We start from the raw sequence: 15,659 nt of genomic DNA on the forward strand, positions 1-15,659 counted from the left end.
AAATATTAATTAATAAAATAGAGGAGTGTTAGAATGAGTAATGTTGTTGTTTTAGATGGTAAAAGTTTAACTTTAAAAGACGTGGTAAATGTTTCACGTCATGGCTATAAAGTAGAAATTTCTGAAAAAGCCATTCAAGATGTAAATGATTCACGTAAAATCGTAGACGACATCGTTCGCGAAAAACGTGTAGTGTATGGTGTAAACACTGGTTTTGGTTCTTTATGTAACGTTAGCATCTCTCAAGAAGATACTGAACAATTGCAAGAAAACTTAATTAGAACTCACTCAAGTGGTTATGGCGATCCTTTCAAAGAAGATGTTGTAAAAGCTATCATCTTAATCCGGATTAACTCTTTATTAAAAGGTTATTCAGGTATTCGTTTATTAACTGTTGAAAAATTAGTTGAAATGTTAAATAAAGGCGTTGTACCTTATATCCCTGAAAAAGGCTCACTAGGTGCATCAGGTGACTTAGCTCCTTTAGCTCACATGGTATTACCTATGTTAGGTTTAGGACGTGCTTATGTTAATGGTGAATTATTATCTGGTAAAGAAGCTATGGCTAAAGCTGGCGTTGAAGTTATTACTTTAACTTCTAAAGAAGGTCTTGCTTTAATCAATGGTACAACTGTTTTAACAGCTGTAGGTGCTTTAGCAACTTGGGATGCTATTCAATTAGCTAAATTATCTGATATCGCTGGTGCTTTATCTCTTGAAGTTCACAACGGTATTTCAAGTCCATTTGAAGATGAATTACATACTATTCGTCCTCAATACGGTCAATTAGCAACTGCTCGTAACATGCGTCGTTTAATCGAAGGTTCTGATTACACAACCGTTGCAACGGCAGAACGTGTACAAGATCCATATACTTTACGTTGTATGCCACAAATTCATGGTGCAAGTAAAGACGGTATCGCATATGTTCTTGAAAAAGTTGAAATTGAAATCAACTCAGTTACTGATAACCCAATCGTAACACCTAAAGGACATGTTATCTCTGGTGGTAACTTCCACGGTGAACCAATGGCTCAACCATTTGACTTCTTGGGAATTGCTGTTGCTGAAATTGGTAACGTTTCTGAACGTCGTGTTGAACGTTTAGTTAATAGCCAATTGAGCAAGATGCCTTCATTCCTAGTTAAACACCCTGGTTTGAACTCTGGTTTCATGATTACTCAATACGCTTGTGCTTCGTTAGCATCTGAAAACAAAATCTTAGCTCACCCAGCATCAGTTGACTCAATTCCATCTTGTGAAAACCAAGAAGACTTCGTTTCAATGGGAACTACAGCAGCAAGAACTGCCGCTGAAATCTTATTAAACTCTCGTCGTATCGTTGCTACTGAAATTATGGCTGCTTGCCAAGCTTTAGATCTTAAAGGTCAAACTAAAGGCTTAGGTAAAGGTACTCAACCTGTTTATGATTTAGTTCGTAAACATATGGACTTCATCGAATTAGATAAAGATATCGAAATTTACGATGAATTAAATAAAGCTACTGAACTACTTGAAAACGAATCTATCGTTGAAGCAGTAGAAAAAGTTGTTGAATTAACTTTACAAGAAAAAGCTTAATTCATGTTAAATTAAATTGAATCCCTTTTTGCTAGGTCCGAACGCGGACCTAGCTTTTTTATATGTATTTGAACTATTTATAACTTGAGGTAAAGATAAAACTTGAATAAAATAAAGATTAAGTATGGATAGGTTACTAATTATTTAGTAAGAAGCCACATTCATAAAGAGTGACAGTATGTTTAATTTTGGAGGGTAAATTGTGCTAACAAAGTATTTGAATCAGGATTGGCAAGAAGAGTTAAAACCATTTATAATGTCTGAAGAGTTTCAATATTTAGATCAGTTTGTAGCTAATGCCTATAAAAATAGCCTAGTTTATCCAGCTAAAGAAAATATTTTCAAGGCTCTAAATTTGGTTGACTATTCAAAGGTGAAAGTCTGCATAGTGGGGCAAGATCCCTATCATGGACCTAATCAAGCCAACGGTTTAGCTTTTGGTGTTCAAGAGGGTGTACAATTGCCGCCTTCTTTACGAAACATTTTTAAAGAATTAAACTCGGACCTTATGGTACCCACCCCTAACAGTGGTGATTTAACGTCTTGGGCTCAACAAGGTGTTCTATTATTAAATCGAGTTTTGACTGTTGAAGCAGGTAAGGCGAATTCACATCAGCACCAAGGGTGGGAGAAATTTACTCAGTATGTCATTCAGGCCTTAGCTGCTAGGGCCGACGGAGTTGTTTTTGTGCTATGGGGAAAACCAGCTCAGCAATTAAAACCCTATATTCAAGGTCAGCAACATCTGATCATCGAATCAGTTCATCCTAGTCCATTAGCTGCGTATCGAGGATTTTTTGGTTCTAGACCGTTTAGTCAAATTAACCACTATTTACAAGAAAAAGGGCTCCAATCAATAGATTGGTCGTTATCTTAAATGAAGGGAAGGAGGAGATTAGCATGTATCCAACAGACAATCGGCGTCAACGGATTGGCTTATTAATTAAAATTTTATTTCCCATATTAATTTATCAGTTGTCCAATTTTTCAGCACAATTTATTGATGCAATGATGACTGGACAATATAATGAAACGCATTTAGCTGGTGTAGCTATTGGATCAAGCATATGGTCTCCCTTCTTTGCTTTGTTAACAGGAATTAGTTCAGGACTTATTCCGATTGTTTCACGAGATTTAGGGGCTGGCAATAAGGACAAGCTAGCTAGTCATCTTAGGCAATACCTATATTTAGGACTCATTCTATGCATCCTCTTCTATCTCATCGGGAGTGTTATCCTTACATTAGCATTAAATATGATGAGTGCTGAAGCTGAAGTTGAGACAATTGCAAAAGATTATATCCTGTTTTTGTCGATAGGCTTAATTCCGGCCATGCTATTCAGTATTTTTCGCTCCTTTATTGATGGTTTAGGATTCACTCGTATTTCTATGGCTTTTATGTTATTAATGCTCCCCTTTAATTCCGGCTTGAATTATCTTTTCATTTATGGAAAATTTGGTTTTAAAGCGATGGGTGGGGCAGGGGCCGGTTTAGGTACCGCTTTGGCTTTTTGGTTAGTTCTCTTTGTGGTTTTGGCTGTGATTCAATGGCATCCAAAGATTAAAGAATACCATATTTTTGAAAGTGAACCGATTTCGTGGCGCCAGATGTTAAGCTCTTTACAAGTAGGATTTCCGATTGGTTTAAGTGTTTTTGCCGAAGCAGGAGTATTTTGCTTTGTCGGTATTCTTATGACAGAATATTCTGCTCAAGTCATTGCAGCTCATCAAGCTTCGCTTAATTTTTCCAATTTTATGTATAGCTTTCCTCTCAGTATATCTACTGCATTAACGATTGCCATTGGTTATGAATTAGGCCGACGGGACATAAAGGCCATAAAAAGTTATTCCATTATCGGAATATCAATCTCTTTATTATTAACTATTGGTACATTGCTCTTTTTATTTGTTTATCGCGAACAAGTAGCCAAACTTTACGGCAACAACCCAGCTTTTATTAAATTAGCTATTCAGTTTTTAACTGTAGGATTATTATTTCAATTTTCTGATGCGGTTAATTCACCCATTATTGGCATTCTACGTGGCTATAAGGATACTAAATGGCCATTTCTACTTAGTTTAATTGGGTTTTGGCTTGTTGGATTACCCTTAGGTTTCGCTCTTAAATTTTGGACAAATTTGGGACCTTTTAGCTACTGGTGGGGATTGATTATTGGTTTGTTCGTGGGAGCTGTTTTGAATACTGGACGCCTAATATATGTGATCAAGCATCGTAGTGATTTTCTTTCTTTTTAGCACCTTTTTAGGTGTTTTTTTATTTAAAAGTAAAAATACGAATGTTCCATCAATGATAGGGAATTATGCTATAATGAAGAAGAATTTTCGACTAAGGAGCATAGCATGAAAGAATTAATTGTTAGTCAGTTAACCAAAACATACGGGACTAAAACTTTATTAGACCAACTAAATTTTTCGATATTAGAAGGGCGGCATATTGGTCTGATAGGACCTAACGGAACAGGGAAAAGCTCTTTCTTAAAAGTTTTAGCAGGAGTTGAAAGCTATGATGAAGGGGAGATTACAAAACCGAACCAGTATTCCATCGCATATTTAGCTCAAAATCCTGATTTAGATAATGATAAAACAGTTTTAGAAACGGTTTATGATAGTCAAGCTCCTTTAATTCAATTAATTTTGGCTTATGAAAAAGCTCAAGTAGCATTAGAAGCAGATCCGAGTAATGAACAATTATTGAATCGATTTATGAAACTCAGTGATGAAATGAATTTTAAGCAAGCTTGGGATGTTGAAGTAAAGGCTAAAATGATCTTAAGTCAGTTGGGAATACATGACTTAACTAAACAGGTAGGTCAATGTTCAGGTGGTCAAAGAAAACGGATAGGCTTAGCGCAAGTATTGATTGCAGAGCCAGACTTATTGATCCTAGATGAACCAACTAACCATCTTGATGTTACCTCTATTCAATGGTTAGAAAATTTTTTGGCTCAGTTTAAAGGGGCGTTCCTCTTAGTAACCCATGATCGTTACTTCTTAGAACGTTCAGTCAATAAAATAGTTGAACTACGTTATGGTAAATTTAATGAATACGAAGGCAATTATGAAACTTATTTAGTGAAAAGAGCCGAACAAGCTCAGATTGAAGCTAAAAATCAAGAAAAACAAGATCGTTTATTCCAACAAGAATTAGCTTGGATGCGTAAGGGAGCCAAAGCACGAACAACCAAACAGCAAGCAAGAATCGATCGTTTTGATGACTTAAAAAACGATATAGCCAGTCGGCATAAAGCTGAAGAAGGCATAGAATTGAATTTTGATCAACAACGAATCGGAAATCGTATTCTTGAATTTGAAGGAGTTACCGTACAAATAGGTCAACAGACTGTCATTCACGATTTTACTAAGACCCTAGTAAAAGGTGATCGAATCGGCATTATTGGCCCGAATGGTATTGGTAAGACGACCCTTCTCAATGCAATTACAGGAGGGCACCCAGTTCAAGAAGGAAATATTTTCTTGGGGCAAACGGTTCGTTTAGCCTATTATCGTCAATTGGAAGAAGATTTGCCTGCGGATCAAATCGTATTAAACTATTTAAAAAAGATTGCGGATAATTTCAAGCGTCCGGATGGTTCAGTTGCGAGTGCGGCTCAGATGCTTGAACAGTTCAATTTTCCTCGCAATACACATGGTATGCTAATTGGACAGCTTTCTGGTGGGGAAAAACGACGTTTATATCTGCTAACTCTACTCATTCAAGAACCTAATGTTCTGATATTAGATGAACCTACTAACGATTTAGACATTGATACCTTGACCGTTCTTGAAGATTATCTTGATCATTTTAATGGTGTCGTATTAATTGTATCTCATGACCGATACTTTTTGGATAAAACAGCGACTCAATTATTGGTCCTTAAAGGAAAAGGGGAATATGACCTTGTTTGGGATCAGTACAGTGAATATCTAGCCAAAAATTCAGATCAAGATAATCCCAATGATAATTTGGAAAAACCGTCTCCTTTAAACCTCGAAAATAACGTTCTTTCGCAAGAAAACAAAGGACCTAAAAGTAAGAAAATGACTTATGCTGAGAAAAAAGAATGGGAGACGATCGAATCAGATATTGCTTTCATTGAAGAGCGAATTGAAGAAATTCAAGCAGATATGATGCGTAACGCTAATGATTCGGTTAAGTTAATGGATTTACAAGCCGAATTAGAAAAACAAGAAATGGATCTTTTAGGCAAGTATGAACGGTATGACTACTTATGTCAGTATATTTAGGAGGGATCAAGTGAAGCGATATCAAGATTTAATTCAAGCGGTTTTAGACCAAGGTCATGAAAAACATGACCGTACGGGTGTAGGAACAAAATCACTATTTGGTTATCAAATGCGGTTTGACTTATCACAAGGCTTCCCATTACTAACTACTAAACGTGTTCCTTTCTCTCTAGTAAAAAGTGAATTACTTTGGTTTTTACGAGGGGATACCAATATTAAATTTTTGCTTGAACATAATAACCACATTTGGGATGAATGGGCATTTGAGCGCTATGTTGCTTCTACTGACTATCATGGGCCTGATATGACTGATTTTGGTTTGCGTTGCTTATCAGATGAAGATTTTAATCAAGTCTATCAAGCACAGTTGAAAAAATTCCAAGAACGCATTTTAACCGATGAGGCATTTGCTAAACAATATGGTGATTTAGGTAATATTTATGGTTCTCAGTGGCGTAAGTGGCAGACTCGGTCTGGACAGACAATTGATCAAATTCAGCAAGTGATTGATACTATCAAAAAGAATCCTGATTCTCGACGTTTAATTGTTTCAGCCTGGAATCCGGAAGATGTTTCCTCCATGGCTTTGCCACCTTGTCACTCACTTTTCCAATTTTATGTGAATCAAGGTCGTCTAAGTTGCCAACTATATCAACGTAGTGCTGATATATTCCTAGGTGTCCCTTTTAATATTGCTTCCTATGCTTTATTAACTCATTTGATTGCTCGTGAATGCAATCTTGAAGTTGGGGACTTTGTTCACACACTTGGTGATGCTCACTTGTATTTAAATCATCTTGACCAAGTGGCAACTTTAATGTCACGACAACCAAAGGAACTCCCACGATTAGTGATTCAATCTTCAGCTTCTTTAGACCAACTAAAGGTTGATGACATTCGTGTTGAGAATTATCAACCACACCCGACTATTAAAGCTCCGATAGCTGTCTAGGAGGACTAAAAAATGATGTACTTTGTATATGCTCAAGACCGCCAAGGTGGCATTGGTTATCAAAATGATTTACCTTGGCATTTGCCAAATGACTTGAAGTTTTTCAAAGAAGTGACGATGGGCAAAACGATTGTAATGGGACGAAAAACGTTTGAATCGATGGGGAAACGCTTATTACCAGGACGACATACGATTGTCGTCACCCATCAAGCTGATTATGGTAAAGAGATTGAAGGTTTAGAAGTTGTTCAAGACATAGATTACTTACGTAAGCTCAGCAAGACGATAGATTTAATGGTTATAGGTGGAGCAGGTCTATTTAATCACCTATGGTCCGACGTGGATCAGATTATCCGTACCTATATTGATGCTGACTTTACTTGTGACGTCTTCATGCCAAGCCTTGATTTATCAGTCTGGCAATGCGATAAAGTAGTTAAAGTACCAGTAAGTGAAGCGAATCCTATTCCTCATCAATTTGAATGGTGGAGCAAGATAAAACAATCAGAAAAGGAGCAAAATTAATGACAATTGCTAGATATACACGTCCTGAGATGAAAGAAATTTGGTCAGATCAAACCCGTTTTCAAACTTGGCTTGAGGTAGAAATCGAAGCTTGCCAAGCATGGGCTAATTTGGGAGAAATCCCTCAAGCAGACGTAGATGCGATTCGACAAAAGGCTAGTTTTAATATTGATCGTATTCTTGAAATTGAAGAATCAACCCATCATGATGTGGTTGCTTTTACGCGTTGCGTCAGTGAAAGCCTTGGCGATGAACGCAAATGGATTCACTATGGCCTTACTTCAACGGATGTGGTTGACACTGCTTATGGGTATCAACTAAAACAAGTGAATGCTATCTTGCGCCGTGATTTGGAACATCTAATCCAAGTTGTGGCTCAAAAAGCGCAAGAACATAAATACACGGTTTGTATGGGCCGTACCCATGGTGTACATGCTGAACCTACTACATTTGGTCTTAAGTTAGCCGGCTTTTATTCCGAATTAAAACGTCAATTAATTCGTTTTGATCAGGCTGCTGAAGGTGTCCAAGCAGGTAAAATTTCCGGGGCAGTAGGAACTTTTGCTAATACACCACCAGAAGTAGAAGAATATGTTTGTAGAACCTTAGGTATTCGCGCTCAAGAGATTTCAACCCAAGTTTTACCCCGTGATTTGCATGCGGAGTATGTAGCCACTTTGGCTTTAATCGCAACTAGTGTTGAACGCTTTGCCACCGAAATTCGTGGTTTACAAAAATCTGAAACGCGCGAAGTGGAAGAATTCTTTGCCAAAGGCCAAAAAGGATCGTCAGCCATGCCACACAAACGTAATCCGATTGGAAGTGAAAATGTAGTGGGATTAGCTCGGGTAATGCGGGGTTACATGCTAACTGCCTATGAAAATGTATCTCTTTGGCATGAACGGGATATTTCTCATTCGTCAGCTGAACGGATTATTTTACCTGACTTGACTACCTTGTTAAATTATCAATTAAACCGTTTTGCTAAAATTGTTGAAAACTTAACTGTCTTTCCAGAAAATATGCTAGCTAATATGGATCGAACCTTTGGTTTAATCTATTCCCAACGTGTTTTATTAAAATTAATTGAAAAAGGCTTGGCTAGAGAAACGGCATACGATACGGTACAGCCATTAACTAAAGCCTCTTGGGATCAACAAATTCCATTCCGACCATTGGTTGAAGCTAATGAAGTAATTATGCAGCACCTTTCGACAGAGGAAATAGAAGATTGTTTTAATTACCAATATCATTTGAAACAAGTAGATCGTATATTTGAACGGGTCGGTTTATAAGAAAGTAGGAATAACAATGAGGAAGCATTCAATAGGATTTATTGGTGTTGGCAAAATGGGATCAGCCATTGCTAGTGCAGTCCGCAAACAAGAAGTTGATGCTGATTTTTACTTTAATTCTGCACCAAGTGATTACTTAACTGATTTTGCAAAACAAATGAGTGCATCTATTTGCGATAAAGAGAGCTTGATCAATCAAAGTGAAGTAATATTTATTGGTGTCAAGCCAAAAGATATTCAAGGGGTCATGAATGAAATTAAAGGATTTGTTTCTGAGAAAGAGCCAAAACTATGGATTTCAATGGCTACGGGTGTGGATTTAGCTCTATTAACAAGCTTGTTACCAAAACATCATAAAGTTATTCGAATTATGCCTAATACACCCGTTGCCGTAGGTCAGGGATATATCGCTTACTGCATTAATGAAGCAGTTAAACAAGCTGATGTTGTTTTGTTTGAAAAATTACTCGCTTGTGCCGGACTAATTGAGCCTGTTGAAGAGAGTCTATTCGATGCAACTAGCGCGATTACTGGTTGTGGTCCAGCCTATATGTATTTAGTCATGGAAGCCTTGAGTGACGGAGGAGTTAAAAATGGACTTAGCCGCCAACAAGCCAACCGAATGGCTCAACAATTGTTGATTGGAGCGGGCCATTTAGCCCAAGAATCTAACCAACATTTTGGTCAACTTAAAGATGATGTCTGTTCACCAGCTGGTTCAACTATTGCTGGTCAAGCATCTCTAGAAGCTCATGGCGTAAGAAGTGCTTTTATTCATGCAGTGGATGCTGCTGTTGAACGCACAAAAGAAATTGCTCAATCTCTTTAACAAGAAAAAGTCCACAAGACTCGTTAAATTAACGTGAACTTGTGGACTTTGTTATTAAAGGTAATAATAGATACTAATAAACATAAATAAGGCACCAAAAAATACAAATATATGCCAGATGAAATGGGCCCAATCTTTATATTTTTGCCGATAAAAATGAGTCCCTAAAGAGTAAGTGAGACCGCCAGAAGCTAGCCAAACAAGTCCTGGCCAAGCTATTTTTTGCCAAAGAGGAAAGAAGATAACCACACAAAACCAACCTAAGCTTAAATAAAGAGCAAGTGAGACTTTAGGCCATTTACCAACAACTAGGATTTCAAAAATCATGCCTACAATCGCTAAGAACCAAATAATAGCTAAAGCTAGATGAGCATAAGAATCAGCTAAACCTATAAGTAGATAAGGTGTATACGTGCCAGCAATTAGTACATAAATTGCAGCATGATCAAATTTACGAAATAGTGTCTTGTATTTCGAAAAAGCCAAGGAATGATATAAAGCTGAGTTAAAAAACATGGCGAAAAGACTTAAAGTATAAACCAAATAGGCCCAAGTACTGATGAGAGAATGGGTTTTGCTTGCTTTATTTAATAAAAGAAATAAAGCTCCCAAACTAAGGAAAGCGCCCAGTGCATGAGAAAAAGCATTATATTTTTCAATTTTCTTTTGTTTGGCAACCAGAATGTGATTATTCAAGTTTCTATCACTCCTTTTTTAATAAATATAGCATCATTTAGTTATAATAACTAGATAAATTTCTTTTATATGAGTTTAAATAAATTTAATGCTATAATACCTATACCTTTTCATTTCCTATATCAAAGATTTAGGTAGTTCTGAAGGAGGGAAAAAAATGAAAAGAAAATCAATTCTTATTTTGGTAGCCACGATAGTTTGTATTAATCTATCTACCTTTAATTTAAGATGCTTTTTTAGCTTTGACAATTTTGTTGATAGTCCAACTAATTCGCCTATCGTCTTGGCGGCAGAAAAAATGCCCTATAGCCAGACACAGGAACTCAAACTAGATCGCCAATCATTTAATTCTTTATTTGGTCAGTTAAGTCAAATAAAAGAGATGAAAGCGATCAAAGCTAAATTAATTTGGCAGAAAGACGTTATAAAATTGGCGGGAGAAACAACCATCAAAGGTAAAAAAGTCCCTTTTGAAGTCACTTCAGATCTAAAAGTGAATCAAAAGAAAGAATTTGTGTTTGATATTGAGTCTGTTTCCTTAGGCATACTGCCATTGCCTAAAAAACAAGCATTAGAGATCATGGCTAAGCAAATTAAATTGCCTAAAGGGCTGTCTTTAAATACACAAAAAAGTCAAATCATTATGGATCTCAATCAAATTATTCCCCAAAAAGAAGGCTTGTTTGTTCAAGCCAAATCCGCTAATTTAAAGAAAAACCAAGTGGTTGTTCTGTTGAATTATGATCCAGCTAAAGTAAATCCATTAGAATTTTCTTTAATTCCCTAGAAAGGGGTGTAATTGTGCAACAAACTTATTATCAATTCATTAGCCGTTTCGTTGATTACGATGCAGACGATCCAATGAGCCGTTTAGCCAATGCTATTCATCAAGATATCGGTTTTCCAAAACAAAGTGAAGATTTTGATGAAATTTCACGCTATCTAGAGCATAATAGTCGTTATGGAAAGCTTTTGATGATTTTCGATGATTCTTGGCACCAATATCAATATTCTATTTAGAGAAAGAAGGTAACATATGTCAATTCATATTGCAGCAGAAAAAGGTCAAATCGCAAAGACGGTATTATTTCCTGGAGATCCGTTAAGAGCTAAATTTATTGCCGAAAACTTTTTAGAAGACGTAACTCAATATACGACCATTCGTAACATGTTTGGTTTTACCGGTAAGTATAAAGGCGTTCCAGTTTCTGTTCAAGGTTCAGGAATGGGAATTCCTTCAGCTATGATATATGCGGAAGAATTGTTTACGGATTATGATGTCGATACAATTATTCGTATTGGAACCGCTGGCGGGATGAAAGAAGAAGTCAAAGTTCGAGATATCGTGCTAGGGCAAGGTGCGACAACAGATTCTTCAGTCTTAAAAAATATTTTCCGAGATCAAGTATCTTTTGCCGCTTTAGCTGATTTCGATGTTCTTTACCATGCTTATCGAATTGGGCAAGAACATAATTTAGGTCCGATTCACGTAGGAAATATCTTATCTAGTGATCGTTTCTATAATGAAGAGTTAGATAATGCCAAATTAGCGGATTATGGAATTTTAGCAGTTGAAATGGAAGCGGCCGGTATCTATGCGGTAGCTGCTAAACACCATAAACGTGCTTTAGCGATGTGTACCATTAGTGACCACTTAATTACAGGTGAGGTTACAAGCGCCCAAGAAAGAGAGCAAACCTTTACTAACATGATGAAAATCGCTCTGGAAACGGCGTGTCATCTTGCTGACAAATAGATAGGAGTAACATTATGAAAATTCAATCACTCAGCAAATTTGGTTCATATCTATTATTGTCTTTGGCTCTAGTTTCACCCCTTACTTCTAGTAGTAAGCAAATAGTATCGGCTCATTCTGATAGTTTGAATCATACTAGTAGTCACTTTGCAAGTCGTCGCATGGAAAGTAAGAAGGATCAAGAGCTCAGTCAAAAAGATATTGAAAAGCTTGTTGATGTATATAATTCCATCAAATTTGGCTATATTAAAGATATCGACAAGAAAAAAATCTTAGAAGGTGCGCTTAAAGGAATGGTGAGTGCCACTGGAGATCCCTTCTCTGAGTATTTTAATGCAGAAGAAAGTTCAAGTTTTACGGATAGTGTGAACTCATCTTTTGAAGGTATTGGCGTTGAAATCATGGCTAAATCGGGTCAGATTATGATAGTTAGTCCTTTTGATAATTCTCCAGCAGATAAAGCTGGTTTACGGCCCAACGATATCATCTTGAAAGCAGATGGTAAGGAAATTAAAGATATGTCAACAAGTGAAGTCGTAAAGCTCATTCGAGGTAAAAAAGGGTCTGAAGTAAAATTAACGATTCAACGCGGATCATCGAGTTTCGATGTGGTTTTAAAAAGAGATACTATTCCTATTGTGACGGTAAAAGCTGAACTGAGTAAAAAGGATAAAGAAATTGCCCATGTACGCATAACCCAATTTTCAAAAAATACCTATGACGAATTAACGAAAGAGATTAAAAGCCTTCGCGAAAAAGGAGCCAAAAAATTTGTCTTTGACTTACGGGGCAATCCTGGTGGTTTATTAGATCAAGCTCTAAAAATATCCAATATTTTCTTAAAAGATGGACAAACCATTATGCAAGTTGAAGAACGCGATTCTAAAGCTGAAGCTTATAAAGCCAATGATAGCCAATATGGCACTTTTAAAGTTACTGAACCTTATGTGGTTTTAATTGATGAAGGAAGTGCGAGTGCTAGCGAAATTCTCTCAGCGGCTATTTCGGAAAATGTAGGGGCTAAATTAATTGGGACCAAGTCATTCGGTAAAGGAACGGTTCAAACGGTCATGAACGAATCTGACCTTGGCGAATTAAAACTGACTATAGCTAAATGGCTCACACCAAAAGGTTTATGGATTCACGAGGCTGGCATTAAACCAGATGTGGCAATTGAAAGGGAACCGGTTGCCAACGCTCTGATGTTGGATGCCAAGAAAACATTAGAAAAAGGTCAATCGGATGAATATGTGGCTAGTTTAGCTACCATGCTAAATGCTTTAGGTTACCAAGTAGAAGCAAAAAATTACTTTGATGATCAAATGGAAACAATGGTTAAAAAATACCAAGAAGATCATCAATTGCCAGTTGATGGTAAAGTTACTGGTAAAACTGTGGACCAATTACTAGAAGATACCCGGAACTATCTTAAAAATCACGATGCCCAATTAGATAAAGCCATTAATATATTAAAAGGTGAATAGCTATGCAAGTTTTTCGCCAAATCTTCGTTGACCTAGTGAATGTATTGTTTGGTTTTTTTATCGCAGTGCTAATTTATCTAGCACTGCGTTCTTACGTATTCATGCCTTTCCAAGTTTCGGGTCACTCAATGGATCCGACTTTAGCGGATGGTCAACATATGCTTTTATCAAAGCAATCTGAAATCAAACGATTTGATATAATAGTCGTGCCTGACCCATCAGGTTCTGGAAAGTATTTTGTCAAACGCTTGATTGGGCTTCCAGGTGATCAACTAGAAATGAAACATGACCAACTTCGGCTTAACGGTCATGTCATCAAAGAACCTTATCTAAGTAAACGAAGTAGGGTTAAGGAAAAACAACCCTTTACCGAGGATTTTTCTTTATATGAATTAACTGGTTATAAAGTCATTCCAGCTGGGTACTGTTTTGTCATGGGGGATAATCGTCCTCATTCTGGAGATAGCCGTCAATTCGGATTGATTCCAATTGAGTCAATACAAGGAGAAGCTAATATTCGCTTCTATCCTTTTCAAGAAGCCAAAATTTTCGAAAACAATTTATCAAACGATAAACTCAAATAAAAGGAGTGATTTAATGGCTGATCAAATTCAATGGTTTCCTGGCCATATGGCCAAAGCAAGGCGGGAGGCCAGTGAAAAATTAAATTTAGTAGATGTTGTCATTGAACTTGTAGATGCACGGATTCCTGAATCGAGCCGCAACCCTATAATTCCTGAAATTATTAAGCAGAAACCAAAAGTATTGGTTTTAAATAAAGCGGATATGGCTGATGAAAAACAAACAAAGCTATGGTTAGCCTACTACAAAGCTCAAGGGGAGACGGCGCTAGCCATTGATGCTCAACATAATAAAGGCCTGAATCAATTAGAAAAAGCCTGTAAAGATTTGATGGCCCCTTACTTTGAAAAACAAAAAGAGAAAGGGGTTAAACCTCGTCCAATTCGGGTAATGATTCTTGGAATTCCAAATGTTGGAAAGTCGACCTTAATCAATCGTTTTGTCGGTAAAAACCAAGCTATCACCGGTAATAAACCTGGGGTAACCAAAGCTCAACGTTGGTTAAAAATGGGTAAGGTCTTTGAATTATTGGACACGCCAGGTATTTTATGGCCTAAGTTTGATGATCCTGATGTGGGCAAGAAATTAGCATTAACCGGGGCTATTAAGGATCAATTACTTCATATGGATGATTTGGCCCTTTATCTATTAAAAGTTTATACGAATCGGTATCCTCAATTATTAATTGAAAAACTTAAGCTTAATTCTGATCAAATCGCTCATTCAGAATCCCTTGTGGATTTACTTCTGCATATTACGCAAAAAATGGGTCTTAAAGATGATTATGACCAAGCAAGTATCCGACTCGTTAATGAATACAGAAAAGCGAATTTAGGGCTTGTGACCCTTGATTTAGTACCAAGTGAGGAAATTAGTTAATGAAGGAAAGAAAATCGACCGCCGATTGGGCTCAAACCCTTGCTCAGGCGACTAGTTTAGATGATCCTATTTGGCAAATGGCCCTCAATGATCCACGAAAATCGGTACAAACTTTAGTTGGGCGCTATCAAAGACAATGTCTGGCACAAGAAGAAGCACGTCAACAACATGAGCAGCGTTTGACCATTGAGCGCGATTTGTTTCAAAATAAAGGAGCTCAATATATCGCTGGAGTTGATGAGGTTGGACGAGGTCCTTTAGCTGGACCTGTTGTCACAGCTGCTGTAATTTTACCGCGAGATTGTTCTGAGTTAGTAGGGGTTAATGACTCTAAATCCATTACTGCTAAAAAGCGAGCCGAATTTGATCGACTTATTCGCCAGTATGCTTTAGCCTTTCATATTTCAGTCGTTCAAAATCCATTAATAGATGAAGTTAATATTTATCAGGCTACGCGACTAGGAATGCTCGATTCAGTTCAAAAGCTATCCATTCAACCAGATTATATTTTGTTAGATGCCATGACAATCGACAGTCCCTTACCACAAATGAGCCTGATCAAAGGAGACCAACGATCACTCTCAATTGCAGCTGCCAGTATCCTGGCCAAAGAATACCGGGATCAAATTATGAAAGAATATGGACGAATCTTTCCAGAATATGGGTTTGAACAACATATGGGCTATGGAACTAAACAACACTTATTAGCTTTAAAAACATACGGTAAGACAATGATTCACCGTCAGTCCTTTGCCCCTGTAGCTCAAACACAAAAACTTAATCCACAAGTTCTGGATCATTTCCTCAAATAAAT

Annotated in this window: 16 protein-coding genes; 15 read left to right on the top strand and 1 reads right to left on the bottom strand. The window is 37.1% G+C overall.

Going from position 1 to position 15,659, the window contains the following annotated elements; translation table 11 throughout:
• The first annotated feature begins 33 nt into the window (after positions 1-33).
• The 8 genes from hutH (at position 34) to proC (ending at position 9,448) form a co-directional block, all read left to right on the top strand.
• Entirely contained in the window at positions 34-1,581 is a 1,548-nt protein-coding gene (hutH, locus tag EIH20_RS00240) for a histidine ammonia-lyase (RefSeq protein WP_124057345.1), read from the top strand.
• 202 nt (positions 1,582-1,783) lie between these two features.
• Entirely contained in the window at positions 1,784-2,458 is a 675-nt protein-coding gene (locus EIH20_RS00245) for a uracil-DNA glycosylase (RefSeq protein WP_241152353.1), read from the top strand.
• Between the two features lie 23 nt (positions 2,459-2,481).
• Positions 2,482-3,837: an MATE family efflux transporter gene (locus EIH20_RS00250; RefSeq protein WP_124057346.1), complete on the top strand. Its 1,356-nt coding sequence runs from the start codon at positions 2,482-2,484 to the stop codon at positions 3,835-3,837.
• Between the two features lie 105 nt (positions 3,838-3,942).
• Positions 3,943-5,847 carry an ABC-F family ATP-binding cassette domain-containing protein gene (locus EIH20_RS00255; protein ID WP_124057347.1) on the top strand — a complete coding sequence of 635 codons (1,905 nt, stop codon included), beginning with the start codon at positions 3,943-3,945 and terminating at the stop codon, positions 5,845-5,847.
• Entirely contained in the window at positions 5,822-6,799 is a 978-nt protein-coding gene (locus tag EIH20_RS00260) for a thymidylate synthase (protein WP_124057492.1), read from the top strand. Before EIH20_RS00255 ends, EIH20_RS00260 begins: the two co-directional genes overlap by 26 nt.
• Positions 6,800-6,811: 12 nt before the next feature.
• Positions 6,812-7,324 (top strand): dihydrofolate reductase, encoded by a 513-nt coding sequence (locus tag EIH20_RS00265; RefSeq protein WP_124057348.1) that lies wholly within the window; start codon positions 6,812-6,814, stop codon positions 7,322-7,324.
• Positions 7,324-8,619, top strand: a complete 1,296-nt coding sequence (gene purB, locus EIH20_RS00270; protein WP_124057349.1) for an adenylosuccinate lyase — start codon at positions 7,324-7,326, stop codon at positions 8,617-8,619. The genes EIH20_RS00265 and purB overlap by 1 nt, the downstream gene beginning before the upstream one ends.
• A 16-nt stretch (positions 8,620-8,635) precedes the next feature.
• A complete protein-coding gene (gene proC / locus EIH20_RS00275; RefSeq protein WP_124057350.1) occupies positions 8,636-9,448 on the top strand; it encodes a pyrroline-5-carboxylate reductase in 813 nt (270 codons plus the stop codon).
• Between the two features lie 54 nt (positions 9,449-9,502).
• Here the strand turns inward: proC and trhA are convergent, their stop codons facing one another.
• On the bottom strand, positions 9,503-10,144 hold the full coding sequence (trhA, locus tag EIH20_RS00280) for a PAQR family membrane homeostasis protein TrhA (protein ID WP_124057351.1): 642 nt from the start codon (positions 10,142-10,144) through the stop codon (positions 9,503-9,505).
• Positions 10,145-10,301: 157 nt separating this feature from the next.
• On the opposite strand from trhA, the gene EIH20_RS00285 reads away from it, so the two are divergent.
• The 7 genes from EIH20_RS00285 to EIH20_RS00315 are packed head-to-tail and all read left to right on the top strand — an operon-like array spanning position 10,302 to position 15,657.
• A complete protein-coding gene (locus tag EIH20_RS00285) occupies positions 10,302-10,931 on the top strand; it encodes a DUF2140 family protein (protein ID WP_124057352.1) in 630 nt (209 codons plus the stop codon).
• Positions 10,932-10,945: 14 nt separating this feature from the next.
• Positions 10,946-11,164 carry a YozE family protein gene (locus tag EIH20_RS00290; protein ID WP_124057353.1) on the top strand — a complete coding sequence of 73 codons (219 nt, stop codon included), beginning with the start codon at positions 10,946-10,948 and terminating at the stop codon, positions 11,162-11,164.
• A gap of 16 nt (positions 11,165-11,180) precedes the next feature.
• The gene (gene deoD, locus EIH20_RS00295; protein ID WP_124057354.1) at positions 11,181-11,900 is read left to right on the top strand and encodes a purine-nucleoside phosphorylase; all 720 of its coding nucleotides are present in this window, start codon (positions 11,181-11,183) and stop codon (positions 11,898-11,900) included.
• Positions 11,901-11,914: 14 nt separating this feature from the next.
• Positions 11,915-13,384 (top strand): S41 family peptidase, encoded by a 1,470-nt coding sequence (locus EIH20_RS00300; protein ID WP_124057355.1) that lies wholly within the window; start codon positions 11,915-11,917, stop codon positions 13,382-13,384.
• Between the two features lie 2 nt (positions 13,385-13,386).
• Positions 13,387-13,968 (top strand): signal peptidase I, encoded by a 582-nt coding sequence (gene lepB / locus EIH20_RS00305; protein ID WP_124057356.1) that lies wholly within the window; start codon positions 13,387-13,389, stop codon positions 13,966-13,968.
• A 13-nt stretch (positions 13,969-13,981) separates the two neighbouring features.
• Positions 13,982-14,845: a ribosome biogenesis GTPase YlqF gene (ylqF, locus tag EIH20_RS00310; protein WP_124057357.1), complete on the top strand. Its 864-nt coding sequence runs from the start codon at positions 13,982-13,984 to the stop codon at positions 14,843-14,845.
• On the top strand, positions 14,845-15,657 hold the full coding sequence (locus EIH20_RS00315) for a ribonuclease HII (protein ID WP_124057358.1): 813 nt from the start codon (positions 14,845-14,847) through the stop codon (positions 15,655-15,657). Before ylqF ends, EIH20_RS00315 begins: the two co-directional genes overlap by 1 nt.
• Positions 15,658-15,659: the final 2 nt, after the last annotated feature.

It is taken from the genome of Vaginisenegalia massiliensis, assembly GCF_900604935.1.
GTDB lineage: Bacteria > Bacillota > Bacilli > Lactobacillales > Aerococcaceae > Vaginisenegalia > Vaginisenegalia massiliensis.